At 73.8% G+C, this 13873-nt stretch carries 14 protein-coding genes; 11 read left to right on the forward strand and 3 right to left on the reverse strand.

The features are described 5' to 3' along the window. Nucleotides 1–5 precede the first annotated feature (5 nt). Nucleotides 6–863, forward strand: a complete 858-nt coding sequence (locus tag ACWDYF_RS02705; protein ID WP_389463655.1) for a hypothetical protein — start codon at nucleotides 6–8, stop codon at nucleotides 861–863. Here the strand turns inward: ACWDYF_RS02705 and ACWDYF_RS02710 are convergent. Both ACWDYF_RS02710 and ACWDYF_RS02715 read right to left on the reverse strand, forming a co-directional pair. Beyond that, nucleotides 835–2475: an MFS transporter gene (locus ACWDYF_RS02710; protein ID WP_389463657.1), complete on the reverse strand. Its 1641-nt coding sequence runs from the start codon at nucleotides 2473–2475 to the stop codon at nucleotides 835–837. The genes ACWDYF_RS02705 and ACWDYF_RS02710 overlap by 29 nt on opposite strands. A 14-nt stretch (nucleotides 2476–2489) precedes the next feature. After that, complete coding sequence (locus tag ACWDYF_RS02715) at nucleotides 2490–3362, reverse strand: alpha/beta hydrolase (RefSeq protein ID WP_389463660.1); 873 nt, start codon at nucleotides 3360–3362, stop codon at nucleotides 2490–2492. A gap of 146 nt (nucleotides 3363–3508) precedes the next feature. Between ACWDYF_RS02715 and ACWDYF_RS02720 the strand changes: the two genes are divergently transcribed. Continuing rightward, complete coding sequence (locus ACWDYF_RS02720; RefSeq protein WP_389463662.1) at nucleotides 3509–4441, forward strand: LysR family transcriptional regulator; 933 nt, start codon at nucleotides 3509–3511, stop codon at nucleotides 4439–4441. A 41-nt stretch (nucleotides 4442–4482) separates the two neighbouring features. On the opposite strand, the gene ACWDYF_RS02725 is transcribed toward ACWDYF_RS02720, so the two are convergent. Continuing rightward, on the reverse strand, nucleotides 4483–4905 hold the full coding sequence (locus ACWDYF_RS02725; RefSeq protein WP_389463664.1) for a winged helix-turn-helix transcriptional regulator: 423 nt from the start codon (nucleotides 4903–4905) through the stop codon (nucleotides 4483–4485). A 65-nt stretch (nucleotides 4906–4970) separates the two neighbouring features. On the opposite strand from ACWDYF_RS02725, the gene ACWDYF_RS02730 reads away from it, so the two are divergent. The 9 genes from ACWDYF_RS02730 (at nucleotide 4971) to ACWDYF_RS02770 (ending at nucleotide 13873) form a co-directional block, all read left to right on the forward strand. After that, nucleotides 4971–5639 carry an NADPH-dependent F420 reductase gene (locus ACWDYF_RS02730; protein ID WP_389463666.1) on the forward strand — a complete coding sequence of 223 codons (669 nt, stop codon included), beginning with the start codon at nucleotides 4971–4973 and terminating at the stop codon, nucleotides 5637–5639. 192 nt (nucleotides 5640–5831) lie between these two features. Next, on the forward strand, nucleotides 5832–5984 hold the full coding sequence (locus ACWDYF_RS02735) for a putative leader peptide (protein WP_389463668.1): 153 nt from the start codon (nucleotides 5832–5834) through the stop codon (nucleotides 5982–5984). A gap of 294 nt (nucleotides 5985–6278) precedes the next feature. Then, nucleotides 6279–7175 (forward strand): glutathione S-transferase C-terminal domain-containing protein, encoded by an 897-nt coding sequence (locus ACWDYF_RS02740; protein WP_389463670.1) that lies wholly within the window; start codon nucleotides 6279–6281, stop codon nucleotides 7173–7175. 329 nt (nucleotides 7176–7504) lie between these two features. Continuing rightward, nucleotides 7505–7717: a hypothetical protein gene (locus tag ACWDYF_RS02745; RefSeq protein ID WP_389463671.1), complete on the forward strand. Its 213-nt coding sequence runs from the start codon at nucleotides 7505–7507 to the stop codon at nucleotides 7715–7717. A 221-nt stretch (nucleotides 7718–7938) separates the two neighbouring features. Beyond that, the gene (locus ACWDYF_RS02750; protein WP_389463673.1) at nucleotides 7939–8919 is read left to right on the forward strand and encodes an amino acid ABC transporter permease; all 981 of its coding nucleotides are present in this window, start codon (nucleotides 7939–7941) and stop codon (nucleotides 8917–8919) included. A 98-nt stretch (nucleotides 8920–9017) separates the two neighbouring features. Then, nucleotides 9018–10040: an ABC transporter substrate-binding protein gene (locus ACWDYF_RS02755; protein ID WP_389463675.1), complete on the forward strand. Its 1023-nt coding sequence runs from the start codon at nucleotides 9018–9020 to the stop codon at nucleotides 10038–10040. A gap of 110 nt (nucleotides 10041–10150) precedes the next feature. Beyond that, nucleotides 10151–11392 (forward strand): LLM class flavin-dependent oxidoreductase, encoded by a 1242-nt coding sequence (locus tag ACWDYF_RS02760; protein WP_389463677.1) that lies wholly within the window; start codon nucleotides 10151–10153, stop codon nucleotides 11390–11392. 19 nt (nucleotides 11393–11411) lie between these two features. Then, nucleotides 11412–12785: an NtaA/DmoA family FMN-dependent monooxygenase gene (locus ACWDYF_RS02765; protein ID WP_389463679.1), complete on the forward strand. Its 1374-nt coding sequence runs from the start codon at nucleotides 11412–11414 to the stop codon at nucleotides 12783–12785. Then, entirely contained in the window at nucleotides 12782–13873 is a 1092-nt protein-coding gene (locus ACWDYF_RS02770) for an LLM class flavin-dependent oxidoreductase (protein WP_381744043.1), read from the forward strand. The genes ACWDYF_RS02765 and ACWDYF_RS02770 overlap by 4 nt, the downstream gene beginning before the upstream one ends.

Here is a 13873-nt window from a genome sequence, read left to right on the forward strand (position 1 = left end):
TCAGCATGAGGAAGAACACTCGCCGTGCGCTGACGGCCACCACCTCGCTCGCCGCAGGCGCGGGCGTGAGCCTCGGACTGTTCCTCGGCACCGGTTCCGCGCACGCCGCCGACCTGTCCGTACCGGCCCCGAAGGCCCCCGCCGCCACCGACCTCGCCCAGGCCGCCCACGCGGCGGACACCGCGCAGGCACGGGAGATGGCCGGCCGCTTCTTCGTCCACCTCGACCAGCGCGCCCGCCACCTGCCCGTGGACCAGGCCGCCCGCGCCGACATCACCGCGCAGGCCGAGGCCAAGTCGCCCGAGGCGGCGGGCGACGCGGTCCCGGTCTACTCGCTGAGCGCCGACTTCGTCACCGGCAAGACGGGCAGCGCACCGGCCCAGGTCGCCTACCTGGCCGTGAAGTCCGTCTCCGCCGACGGCCGTCAGGCCACCGCCCGCGTCGAGCCGCAGCAGCACGGCTACGCCGTCGTCGGCATGGCCCAGGGCACCGACGAACTGGCCTACGCCGCCAAGGCCAAGGACGGCTACGCCTTCACCGAACCACAGCTCAACGCCTGGTACCGGGTCAGCGGCCAACAGGTCCTGCCGCTCAACGAGTCCGCCCGCCAGTCGGTCGGCGCACACGGCACCACCCTCACCGCCTACCAGCACCTCGTGCACCAGCGCTACGCCGACAAGCTCCCCGGCTCCGCCTACCAGAAGTCCCACAAGTACGGCGGCGTCACCCCCACCACCGGAACCGTCTCCCTCGCCGACACCACCCCGCGCGCTCTGCTCGCGGGCGGCGGCGGTGCGGTCGCGGCGGGCGCCGGCGCCCTCCTGATCACCCTGGTCACACGCCGCCGGGACACGACGGCCTGACCTCCGGCTGCTGCCGGTGCTGCGTGCCACTTCCCGGGCACGGGGCACCGGCAGCGGCTCGACGGGCACGCCACCGGCCGGGAATCCCGCGTACGGTGGCCGCGTGGCGAACGGAGACCTGAGCCGACTCCTGCCCCGCTTGCGCGGCCTGGCCGCCCTGACCCACTCCAGGTGTTCCGAGCGTCCCCGCAGCACGCGCCGTATCCGCTCGTGGTGCGGCCGGCCGGTTCCGGTCGTGCAGGCGGAGGCTGATCAGCGCGGTGGCGGTGAAGACGGCGGCCTCGTAGAGCATGGCGTGCCGGAAGGCGGCTCCCGGGCCGGTGGTGGAGGCGAAGTAGACGAGCCCCGCCGCAGCCACCCCGATCGACCCGCCCAGTTGCTGGGCCGTGGGCAACAGCCCGGACACGGAACCGGCCGCGGAGCCGTCCACCCTCGCCAGCACCAGGGTGAACACCGATGCGGTGAACGAGCCGAACGCGGCGCCGCCGAGGGCCAGGACCGGCAACGCCGCCCAGCGTCCGGCCGCCGTGCCGATGAGCGGCCCGAGAGCGAGGGCCGTCCCCGCGAGGACCAGCGCGGAGACCGTGAGCACGGCCGACCCGTGCCGACGGGCCAGCGCGGGTGCGCTGCGGCTGCCCAGCACGGCCGCGGCCGCGAAGGGAGCCGACGTCAGCGCGGCCGTGAGGGCGGTATACCCGATGGCCGACTGTAGATGGAGGAACAGCAGGTACGTGAAGGACGGCACCCCGGTGTTGAACACGAACACCAGCAGCACCCCCGCACGCGCCCTCCGGTCGCGGAACAGCGACGGATCCACCAGGGGATCGGGCCGGTGCGGGAGAGTCAGGGCGAAGCAGCCGAGAACGGCCGCGGAAACGGCCAGAGCGGCCCATGTCCACCAGGGCCAGCCGGTTCCGCCTCCCAGCGCGAGCGGCAGCACCAGCGCACCGAAGCCCACGGTGGTCAGCAACACGCCCACTCCGTCCACACGCTGACCGGCCGCGCCTCGCGTGCGAGGCAGGACCGTCGCGCCCGCGAGGGGGACGAGTGCCACCGCCGCCGTGACCAGGAACACCGAGCGCCAGCCGAGGCCGAAGAGGTCGGCGCCGACGAGGAGTCCGCCGATCAGCGGCCCGGCCAGCGACGCCACGCCCATCGTGGCGCCGAACAGGCCGAGGGCCCGCGGGCGCCGGGCAGCGGGCACGGCGACCTGGATGATCGACAGAACCTGCGGGGCGACCAGGCCGCTGCCCGCGCCCTGGACCAGCCGGGCCGCGATGAGGAACGTGGCGTCCGGAGCACACGCGGCGCCCGCCGAACCGGCCAGGAAGACGACGGTGCCCAGGATGAACAGCCGGTGGTAGCCGTACCGGTCACCGAGGCGCGCGGCCGTGATGAGCAAGCAGGCGTAGGTCAGGGTGTACCCGGCCAGGATCAGCTGCACGGCACCTGAGCCGGCCCCCAGGTCGGCCTGGATCGCCGGGGCGGCGATCTGCGCGACGGTGACGTTGAGCAACTGCACGAATGTCGCGCACAGCACGACCGGCAGTACGAGCCGCCCGCCGTCACCGGCCGCGAGCCGACCCGCGCTCGGGAACGGGGAACCCTCCACGGGGCGATGCCGGCTCACGAGGCGAGGACCGCGGCGAGCTCGCCCGGCCGGGCTGCGAACGGGCTGTGGCTGCCGGGCAGGGTATGCACCGTGAACGGGCTGCCGGGGAAGGCCCGGTCGGCTTCCGCGATCATCAGGTCCTGCGCGGCCGGTGCCAGCGCCCGGTCCTCGGCGCAGCGCAGGAAAGTCCGTGGAATCCGTCCCCACCGGGCCGCGGTCAGGGCGACCGGCGCCGTCGGGATCGCCAGGGGCAGATCAGGGCTCAGCGCGGACCGCCACCGGTCGAAGCGGTCCAGCGGGGTGTCGTGGTAGTGGGTCTCCCGCAGTTCGGCCAGGTAGGCGGGATCCGGTGAGAGCGGATTGATCCGTACGGCGCCCAACGCCTCGGGGTCGCCGATGTTCAGGTTCCGGCCCAGCGCGGTGGCGTTCTCGGGTGCGCCCAGGTAGTCGAAGAACCGCGGCCGCCCGCCCGGGACGAACGCGGACAGGTAGACGATCCGGTCCACCAGCTCGGGTGCCCGCTCCGCGGCCAGGGACGCGGGACCGCCGCCCGCGCTGTGCGCGACGAGCACGACAGTGCGACGGTGACGCACCTGGCGCAGCACACCCAGTACCGCCTCGGCGCAGTCGTCCATCGTCAGGGAGGCGAGCCGTGACCTCTCGGTCAGCAGGCCCGGCTGGCCGGGCAGCAGGTATCCGGTGGGCAGGGGAGCGTCGAAGCCGTGCCCCGGCAGGTCGACAGCCACGCTCGCGGCGCCCAGTCCGGCCAGCGCGCGCTGTGTCGCCGCCCACTGCCCGGAGCTGTGCCAGGCACCGTGCACGAAGACGAAAACGGTGTCGGTGGTGGTGGTGGAGGTGGTGGCGGCGGTGAAGGATGCGTTCTTCATGGCTCGATTCCAGACGGGAGCCGCCGCGTCATCCATTCATAGATCTGGTAAGTGGCTTGGCGATATCTTTGAGGTCTTGTCGGGGTACTCGATCGGGCCCATCGGACTCCTTGGGTCGACGGGGCCGAGCGGACGGAGGACGGGTCATGGAAGCGCGGCACCTGCGGTACGCGGTCGCTCTCGCCGAGCACGAACACTTCGGGCGCGCCGCCGGTGCGCTGGGCATCGCGCAGCCGCCGCTGTCCAAGCAGATCGCCGACCTGGAGCGCGAGGTCGGGGCCCGGCTGTTCGACCGCACCCGGCAGGGGGTGTTCCCGACCGCCGCCGGTGAGGCGTTCCTCGCGCGGGCGCGCCGGGCGCTCGACGAGATCGCGGCGGCCACGGTCGACGCGGGCCGGGCCGCGCGCGGCGAGACGGGACGTCTGCGCCTCGGCTTCATCGCCTCGGCACTGCTCGACCCGCTGCCGGGCGTACTGAGCCGGTTCGGCCGCGAACGGCCCGATGTGCGACTGGAACTGCACGAGATGGCGACCAGCCGCAGCAGTTCGGCGCTCGTCGCCGGGGAACTCGACGTGGCCCTCACCCTCGGCCCGCCACGGGGTGCCGGGGCCGAGCATCTCGTGTCCGTCCCGGTCGGACGCGACCACGTGATCGCCGTGGTGAGCACGGCGCACCCGTACGCGGGTCAACAGTCGGTGAGCGCCGACCAGTTGCGGCGACAGCCGCTGATCGTGTCGGCCGGCGAGGACGAGCCCGCCGTGGTCGCCGGACTGCGCGCCCTGCTGGGCGCGGACTCGTCGGCGCTCGGCGGCGCGACCGTCGCGAGGGACGTGCACACGATCATCGGCCTCGCCGCCTCGGGTGTGGGCGTCGGCCTGGGGCCGTCCCGTATGAGGGCGGTCCCGCGTCCGGGAGTGCGCTTCTGCGAGGTGACCCCGCGCACACCGCTGCCCGATCTCGTCCTGTCCTTCGCGGCCCGCGACCACTCCCCGGTGCTGCGCGCCTTCCTCGACACCGTCCGGAAGAACTGCCCCGACGTCGGCGCCGCGCTCGACGACCGGCTCCGGCCTCGGACTTGATCAGACGTCAGATCTGGTGCGGCCTCAGGCTTGATTCTGCCTCAGGTTTGATGCGGGCCGGTCGCCGGTGAGTGTGACGGCGAGTGGTGTTCCGCGGCGGTCGGACGGCAGGCCGCCTCCTGGGCGGCCATGACCTCGTCGCCGTGTTCGAAGGCCCAGGCACCGAAGGCGTCGATGGGGGTGAGCAGGGTCCGGCCGAGGGGCGTGAGGCCGTACTCGACCGCGGAGGGGGTGTCGGGGGGCGTACGGCGGGTCACCAGGCCGTTGTACCGCAGCCGCCGCAGCGTCTCGGTGAGGACCTTGGAGCTGATGCCTCCGATGCGCTCGCGGAGTTCGACGGGGCGTCGGGGACCTTCGCGCAGTGCCCAGAGCACCACGGGATTCCAGGTGTTGGTGAGCAGGTCGAAGGCGAGGCGGGCGCGGCAGTCCGCGAGGAAGGCGTCGGTCGTCGTCACGTACCACATGGTGCCCGAACCGCCCTCTAGCGTCGGTGCGGACGGTCGGAACAGGCACGGAGAGGGACCATGCGATGAGGATCGGTGTACTGGGCACGGGCAACATGGCCGACGCGCTCGCCACCCACTGGGCGCGGGCCGGGCACGAGGTGACCATCGGGGGACGGGACGCGGGCCGGGCCGCACGGCTCGCGGCGCGCGTCGGGGGCGGCGCACGGCCCGCGGGGCTGCGCACGGCGGCCGGATCCGGGCAGGACGTCGTGCTGGCCGCGCTGCCCTTCGGGGCGGGAGAAGAGGTGGTACGGGAGCTGCGCGCGGCCCTGGCGGGCACGGTGCTGCTGGACTGCTCCAACCCGGTCGGGGAGGGATTCCGGCTGCTCACCGGGGGAGGGCCTTCGGCGGCGCAGTGCCTTGCTGCGGCGGCGCCCGGAGCCCGTGTGGTCAAGGCGTTCAACCTCTGCCACGAGGACGTGTGGCGGATGCGGCCGCCCGTCTTCGGCGGGCGGCCCCTGGCCGTACCCCTGTGCGGGGACGACGAGACGGCCCTCGCGCGGGTACGCGAGCTGGTGCGGGACGTGGGCTGCGAACCTCTCGCAGGCGGCGGCCTCGAACGGGCGGGGCTGCTGGAGGCGACCGCCGCGTTGTTCATCTCCCTGTGGGTCGGGGAGGGCGCGGACGCACAGGCCATCGCGCCGCCGCTGGCCTATGCGGCGGGGGAGGCGGCGGGCGTCCGTACGGCCTGAACGCGCGCCACCTGTGCGGGGGGCGGCCCGAGCGGCGAGGGGCGGTGCGGGGCGGAGTCGGGGCAGCGCAACGCCCCCCGCCCGGCACCGGCCCGCGCACGCTCCGCTCGTCCGGTGGTGCACGACCCCTTGACTGCGCCCCCGGGTGGGCCGACACTCCAGTGAGGAACCCTAGTGAACAGGTAGGGAATCATGAGGCGCCTTGAGCCGGTGACCGGCCGTGCGAGCCGTACGCCCCGGCCCTCGCCCCTGCTCACCTCGCGGCGCCACATCGACCTGCTGCGCGTGTGCAGCGCCATGAGCCTCGGGTGCGGCGCCACGAGCACGCTGTCGCTGTCCGGCTGAACCGCGCCGGGCCGACACCGGGAACCCCGCGCTCGTACCGCCTACGCCTTCGTGCCGCCCACGGCTTCGTGTCGCCCCACGGCTTCGTGTCGTCCGGCGGTCTCTCACGACCGGCCGGAAGCGGTCCCGGTCCGCCCCGCCCCGCCACGTCCGGACTGGGGCTCGGACCGTACGCCCGCCGCCGCTCGCTGCCCGCCGCCCGCCCCCTGCCGTCCGCCGCTCCGCCACCGCCACCGCCACCGCCACCGCCTCCGCTGCGCGTGCGTCCGCGCGTGCCCGTACCCGGGGAGACCCATGTCCGTCACACCGCAGACCGCCGCCCACCTCACCGGCCACCGCGGCGCCTCCGTCCCCGCCTTCCGGGGCCGGATCGGCCGCGACGCGCGCAGCGGCCACTACGCCGTGCCCGGCCGCTACCGGCTCCATCTGTCCACCGCCTGTCCGCAGGGGCTGGGCGTCGCCGTCGTGCACGGCCTGCTGGGCATCGGGGAGAGCTGTCCGGTGACGGTCCTGCCCGCGGTGCCGGACGGCCCGGACGGCGGTCACGCGGTCCTGCGCCCGCTGTACGAGGCGAGCGCGCACCGTCACCCGGGACCGGCGCTCGCGCCGGTGCTCAGCGACGACTGGTCGGGGCGGATCGTCAGCACCCACGCCCCGGACATCGCACGCGACCTGGACCGGCACTTCGGCGACGGCCGGGCGGCCCTCTACCCGTGCGCGGAGGAGGCCGCGATCGAGGCCGTGGAGCGGCTGTGCGCCCAGGAAGTGGAGGATGCCGCCCAGCGCGCCGGGGAGGCGGACGCCGCCCCCGCCCACCGGGCCGAGGCGCTCGGTGTGCTGCTCGGCGCGCTGGACGTGCTGGAGCGCCGGCTGACCGACCGGGACCATGTGGCGGGCCACGGGCTCACCGGCGCCGATGTGACGCTGTGGGTCACCCTCGTCCAGCTCGACCTCGTGCACCGCCACCACCTCGACGCCCGCGCGGTGCACCGCATCGCCGACCACCCGGCCCTGTGGGACCACGCCCGCCGCCTCACCGCGCTCCCGGCCTTCCGCGCCGCCCTCGACCCGGCAGGCATCGCCCGCCGCCACCGTGCCCACTGCCGGGGCCTGGAGGCCGCGGGCGCGGCCGTCCAGATCCTGGACTGGGCCGCCCACGCGGACGGCACCCACCGGCTCCACCGCCCCTGAGCCGTCCCACCGGCCGACACCCGGCGCCCCCACCGGCCGTCGCGCGGTGGCGCCACGGGCCGTCACGCCGACGGTCCCAGGTGCCGTCCTGTCGACCGTCCGACCGGCGGTCCCACCGGCCGTCGCACCAACCGTCCCACCAACCGTTCCACGTGACGGACCGGCGTTGACTTTCGGACGGACAACTGACTTACTTACGGCCCGGAATGGTCACGGATGCGGCACACACGCCCACCCGCGCCCCGGACCGGACGCCCCGGACGCGAGGCCCAGCGACAAGCAACAGGCAACAGGCAGTGGGCACAGGCGACAAGCGACAGGTGACGGACATGCACGCAGCTCCCCGGACGGCCACAGGCCGCGTCCGAGGCTGCGTGCCGCTCGCCGCGCCGTCCTCCCCGCCGCTCTCCTCCCCGCCGCTCTCCTCCCGGCCGCTCTCCGCCCAGCGCCTGGTGGCCGACCGCGCCGTCGATCTGCTGCGCGTCAGCAGCGCACTGTGTACCGCGTGTACCGCGCCGGGCCGTGCCCGCCGCCGGGCCTGACGACCCCTCTCCGGTCTCCGGCCCACGGCCCCCGGCCCGCTTCTCCGCCCCGTGCCGAACACCGCTGCCGCGGTGATCCGTTGCCCCCGCCCTGACGCCAGCCGTGCGCCGCCGTGCGCCGCGCCGTCCGCACCGCGGTCCCCGAGACATCGTGGTGCGCCGCCGCGGCCTGGAGCGAGCGCCGTCGTGGCCAGGGGCGTCCGACCTCGCCGGAGCCCACCATGAGTGAACCCCCTGGCGCCGCCGTGTCCCTCGCCGAGGCACCGCCGGCCGCCCCCTCGCCCACGCCCCCCGCCGCCTTGCGGGTGCGCCCCTCGCGCCGGCACGGCCGGTGGATCGCCACCGCCGTCGTCCTGGTGCTGATCGCCCAGTTCGCGCACGGACTGGCCACCAACCCGTTCTACCAGTGGGACCGCTTCGGCTACTGGTTCCTGCGGCCGACCATCCTCGACGGCCTCCTGGTCACCCTGGAGGTCGCCGCGCTCAGCGCCGTGCTGGGCCTGCTCGGCGGCATCGTCCTGGCGCTCGCCCGGCTCTCCCGCAGCCCGGTGCTGCGCGCGGTGAGCTGGACCTATGTGTGGGCGCTGCGGTCCGTGCCGCTGATCGTGGTGCTGATCTTCCTCTACAACTTCTCCGCCCTGTACCAGACGCTCAGCATCGGCGTCCCCTTCGGCCCGGCCTTCTTCCGCTTCGACGAGTCCCGGCTCGCCACTGACATGGCCGTCGCCGTCCTCGGACTCAGCCTCAACGAGGCGGCGTACGCGGCCGAGGTGGTCCGCGGCGGCGTCCTCTCCGTCGCCCAGGGCCAGCACGAGGCGGCCGCCGCCCTCGGTCTGCCCCGGCTCCACCGGTTCCGGCGGATCGTCCTGCCGCAGGCCCTGCGCTCCATCGTCCCGAACTACGTCAACCAGCTGATCGGCCTGGTCAAGAGCACCTCCCTGGTCTTCTACGTGTCCCTGCTCGACCTGTTCGGCTCCGCGCAGACCATGGGCTCCACCTACCCCGGCGACATCGTGCCGCTGCTGCTCGTGGTCACCGCCTGGTACCTGATCCTCACCAGCGTCGTCTCCGTCGCCCAGTTCTACGTGGAGCGCCACTACGCCCGCGGCGCCCTGCGCGCCCTGCCGCCGACCCCGCTCCAGCGGTTGCGCGCCCACTCCACCGGCCTGCGCGAACGCCTCCGCAAGGAAGCCGCCGTATGACCGCCGAGGACCCCGCGGCCGCGCACCCGCCGCACCCGCACCCGCAGCCGAACCTTCCCTCCTCCTCCGCCGCCTCCACCCCGACAAGGACAGCCGCCATGACCCCCTCCCGTCTCCCCGTCCGGACCCTGCGCGGGCTCGCCGCCGGTACCGCGTTCGCCGCCCTCGCGCTCTCCCTCGCCGGCTGCGGCGGCGACAGCGAGGCCGCCACCACCACCGGGGACACCGCGGGCAAGGTCACCGTGGGACGGCTGTCCAACGGCGCCGCCCGGCAGACCGTCCTCGACGTGCCCGAGGTCAAGTCCCTGAACGCCGAACTGCCCGCCGCCGTACGCAAGAGAGGCACCCTCGTCATCGCGGTCGGCGCGCTGCCCGCGGGGTCGCCGCCGCTGGAGTACGTCGGCGGCGACCAGAAGACCCTCACCGGCTCCGAACCCGACCTCGGCCGGCTGGTGGCCGCGGTGCTCGGCCTGCGGCCCGAGGTGAAGAACTTCACCTGGGAGAACATGTTCGTCGGCATCGACAGCGGCAAGGCCGACGTGGCCTTCTCCAACGTCACGGACACCGAGGAACGCAAGAAGAAGTACGAGTTCGCCTCCTACCGGCGCGACAACCTCGCCTTCGAGGTGCTGAAGAAGAGCACCTGGACGTTCGGCGGCGACTACCGCGCCCTCGCCGGGAAGACCGTGGCCGTGGGCTCCGGCACCAACCAGGAGAAGATCCTGCTGGAGTGGCAGGCCCGGCTCGCCGGGGAGGGCAAGCAGCTCACCGTCAAGCACTACCAGGACAGCAACAGCACCTACCTGGCCCTGGCGAGCGGCCGGATCGACGCCTACTTCGGTCCCAACCCCGGGGTCTCCTACCACGTCACGCAGAGCGCGAAGACGCCCCACGCCACCCGCAACGCGGGCACCTTCTCCGGCGCCGGTGCGCGCCTCCAGGGCCTGATCGCGGCGACCGCGAAGAAGGACAGCGGCCTCGCCAAGCCGCTGACCGACGCCATCAACCACCTGATCGACAACGGGCAGTACGCCCGCTGGCTGGCCGCCTGGAACCTCTCCAACGAGTCCGTGGCGAAGTCGGAGACCAACCCGCCCGGCCTGCCCCTCGACAACTCCTGACCCCCGGCCTGCCCCTCGACGACTCCTGACCCCCGGCCGGGCCGTCGCGCACCGCGCGCGGCCCGGAGCCGCCGCCGTCCCGCCGTCGGCCCTCCAGAAAGGCACCCCGCATGCCCACGACACCGCCGCCTCCCGCGCGCCCCGACGCGCTGCACCTCGCCGTGGCCCTCGACGGCACCGGCTGGCACCCCGCCTCCTGGCGGGAGCCGGTCTCCCGGCCCCAGGACCTGTTCACCGCCCAGTACTGGGCCGACCTCGTCACGGAGGCCGAGCACGGCCTGCTCGACCTCGTGACCTTCGAGGACGGCCTGGGCCAGCAGTCCTCGCGCTTCGGCGAGCCGGACGGCCGCACCGACCAGGTCCGCGGACGCCTGGACGCCGTGCTCGTCGCCTCCCGTGTCGCGCCGCTCACCCGGCACATAGGACTGGTACCGACCGTAGTGGCCACCCACACGGAGCCGTTCCATATATCCAAGGCGATCGCGACGCTCGACCATGTGAGCGGCGGCAGGGCCGGGCTGCGGGTGCAGATCACGCCCCGCCCGCACGAGGCCGCCCACTTCGGCCGCCGCGCCTTCCCGCCGATCACCCTGGAGAGCCTGCGCAGCCCGGCCGGGCAGGAGCGGATCTCCGAGCTGTTCGACGAGGCCGCCGACCACACCGAGGTCGTCCGCCGGCTCTGGGACAGCTGGGAGGACGACGCCGAGATCCGCGACGTCGCCACCGGCCGCTTCATCGACCGCGGCAAACTGCACTACATCGACTTCGAGGGCCGCTTCTTCAGCGTCAAGGGCCCCTCCATCACGCCGCGCCCGCCGCAGGGCCAGCCGGTCGTCAGCGCCCTCGCCCACCAGACGGTCCCGTACCGGCTCGTCGCCCGCCAGGCCGACATCGGCTACGTCACCCCGCGCGACGCCGCCGACGCCCGCGCGATCGTCACCGAGATCCGCGCCGAACAGCGCGCCGCGGGCCGCGCGGACCAGCCGCTGCACGTCTTCGGCGACCTCGTGGTCCTCCTGGACGACGACCCGGACCGGGCAACGGCCCGCAAGGAACGCCTCGACACCCTCGACGGCGCCGAGTACACCAGCGACGCCCGGATCTTCACCGGCACCGCCGCGCAACTGGCCGATCTGCTGGAGGAGTTGGCCACCGGCGGCCTCACCGGCTTCCGGCTGCGCCCGGCCGTCCTCGGACACGACCTGCCCCGCATCACCCGGGACCTCGTCCCCGAACTCCAGCGCCGCGGCCGCTTCCGCCGCTCCTACGAGGCCGGCACCCTGCGCGGGCACCTGGGCCTGGACCGCCCCGCCAACCGCTACGCCGCCGCCACGGCCACCGCCACCGTCTGAGCCGGAGGAACCGCACGCCATGAGCAAGCCGCACAAGCAGATCCACCTGGCCGCCCACTTCCCCGGGGTCAACAACACCACCGTGTGGAGCGACCCGGCCGCCGGCAGCCACATCGACTTCAGCTCCTTCGCCCACTTCGCGCGGACCGCCGAACGCGCCAAGTTCGACTTCCTGTTCCTCGCCGAGGGACTGCGCCTGCGCGAACAGGGCGGTCGGATCTACGACCTGGACGTCGTCGGCCGCCCCGACACCTTCACGATCCTCGCCGCGCTGGCCGCCGTCACCGACCGCCTCGGCCTGACCGGCACCATCAACTCCACCTTCAACGAGCCCTACGAGGTGGCCCGCCAGTTCGCCAGCCTCGACCACCTCTCCGCGGGCCGCTCCGCCTGGAACGTCGTCACCTCCTGGGACGCCTTCACCGGCGAGAACTTCCGCCGCGGCGGCTTCCTCCCGCAGCACGAACGCTACTCGCGGGCCAAGGAGTTCCTGGCCACCGCGCACGAGCTCTTCGACTCCTGGCAGGGTGACGAGATCGTCGCCGACCGGGTCACCGGCACCTTCCTGCGGGACGCGAAGGCCGGTGCCTTCGTCCACCAGGGGCAGCACTTCGACATCCACGGCCGGTTCGACGTGCCCCGCTCGCCCCAGGGCCGGCCGGTGATCTTCCAGGCCGGTGACTCCGAGGAGGGCCGCGAGTTCGCCGCGTCCGGCGCCGACGCCATCTTCAGCCGGTACGCCACCCTGGCCGAGGGACAGTCCTTCTACCAGGACGTCAAGGGCCGCCTCGCCAAGTACGGCCGCCGCCGCGACCAGTTGCTCATCCTGCCCGCCGCCACCTTCGTGCTCGGCGACACCGACGCCGAGGCCGAGGAACTGGCCCGCGAGGTCCGCAGGCAGCAGGTCAGCGGCGCCACCGCCCTCAAGCACCTGGAGTTCGTCTGGAACCGCGATCTGTCCGGGTACGACCCGGACGGCCCGCTGCCCGACATCGACCCCGACACCGGCGAGGACCACATCGCGCGCGGGCGGGCCCAGGTGCGCATGTACCGGGACCCGCTGGCCACCGCCCGTGAGTGGCGCGAACTGGCCGCCGCCCACGGCTGGTCCATCCGCGACCTCGTCATCAACACCGGCAACCGGCAGACGTTCGTCGGCGCCCCGGAGACCGTCGCCCGGACCATCGACGCGTTCGTCCAGGCCGACGCCTGCGACGGCTTCATCCTCGTCCCGCACATCACCCCCGGCGGCCTCGACCCGTTCGCCGACAAGGTCGTGCCGCTCCTCCAGGAGAAGGGCGTCTTCCGCACCGACTACGAGGGCACCACCCTGCGCGACCACCTCGGCCTGGCCCACCCGGACCACGCGGGAGAAGAGCGGGTGGCGTCGTGAGGTTCCTCGCCATCACCCTGATCGTGCACCGCCCGGACCCGGTCACCGGCGTCCTCGAATCCACCCACGACCGCTTCCGCGAGGTCCTGGACAACGCCGTGCTAGCCGAGGAACTCGGCTTCGACGGCTTCGGCGTGGGGGAGCGGCACGAGCGGCCGTTCCTCTCCTCCGCGCCCACCGTGGTCCTCGGCCACCTCGCCGCGCTCACCCGGCGGATCCGGCTCTTCACCGCCGTCACCACCCTCAGCCTGCTCGACCCGGTGCGCGCCTACGAGGACTACGCGACCCTGGACCACCTCGCCGAGGGCCGGCTCGACCTCATCATCGGCAAGGGCAACGGCTCCGCCCAGCGCGACCTGTTCCAGGTCACGCCCGAGGACCAGTGGGACCGCAACGCCGAGAGCTACGAGGTGTTCCGCGCCCTGTGGCGGCAGGACAAGGTCACCGCCGACACCCGCTTCCGGCCCCCGCTCAAGGACGCCGAGGTGTGGCCGCGCCCCTACCAGCGGCCCGTCCGCGTCTGGCACGGCAGCGCCACCAGCAAGGAGAGCGTCGACCTGGCCGCCCGCTACGGCGACCCGCTGTTCTCCGCCAACGTCACCCATCCCATCGAGCCCTACGCCGAACTGATCGGCCACTACCGCGAACGCTGGGAGCACCACGGCCACGACCCGGCGGACATCGCGGTCGGCGCGGGCTCGGCGGGCCTGTACGTCGCCCGCACCACCCAGGAGGCGCTGGCCGCCTACCGGCCGGTGTTCGAGAGCAACCTCGCCTTCCAGAAGCGCACCGGCCTGCCCGTCGTCTTCGAGACGCTGGAGGACTTCGCCGCCCGCTCCTCGGCGCTCATCGGCAGCCCCCAGCAGGTCATCGACAAGGTGCACCGCTACCACGAGCGGTTCGGGCACACCGTGCAGCACATCCAGGCCGACGCGGGCGGACTCACCCGCACCCAGCACCGCGACTCGCTCGCACTGTTCCAGAGCGAGGTCGCGCCCGTCCTGCGCCGCGCCATCCCCGACCCGCCCTTCCCCTGGGCGCCGTCCGGTGTCCGGCAGACGCCCCGGCCCGTACCCGCCGACCACTGA

This window comes from Streptomyces sp. NPDC003284, assembly GCF_053589675.1.